The sequence below is a fragment of the Streptomyces sp. BE303 genome (assembly GCF_036290945.1).
Lineage (GTDB): Bacteria > Actinomycetota > Actinomycetes > Streptomycetales > Streptomycetaceae > Kitasatospora.
The window spans coordinates 1-223 of record NZ_JAQYWZ010000554.1 but is presented as its reverse complement, the minus strand read 5'-3'; the positions used below and the strand labels follow the sequence as shown (position 1 = coordinate 223).

Genomic DNA, 223 nt, shown 5'->3' with positions numbered 1-223 from the left:
CGTGCCGCGCTCGCTCACCGGGCGGTGGTGCTCGCCGGTGACACCGACGAGCTGATGACCGGGCTGGATGCGGTGGTGTCCGGTGCGGGCGGTCTGATCGGCACCGCACGGGCGGGCCGGGTGGCGTTCCTGTTCACGGGCCAGGGTGCGCAGCGTGCGTCGATGGGCCGGGGGTTGTACGAGGCGTTCCCGGTTTTCGCGGATGCCTTCGACCAGGTGGCGT

1 protein-coding gene is annotated in these 223 nt (G+C 72.2%); it reads left to right on the top strand.

The features are described from left to right. The coding region (locus tag PUR56_RS12450; RefSeq protein ID WP_329948935.1) for a hypothetical protein at window positions 1-223 on the top strand (223 nt) is incomplete at both ends.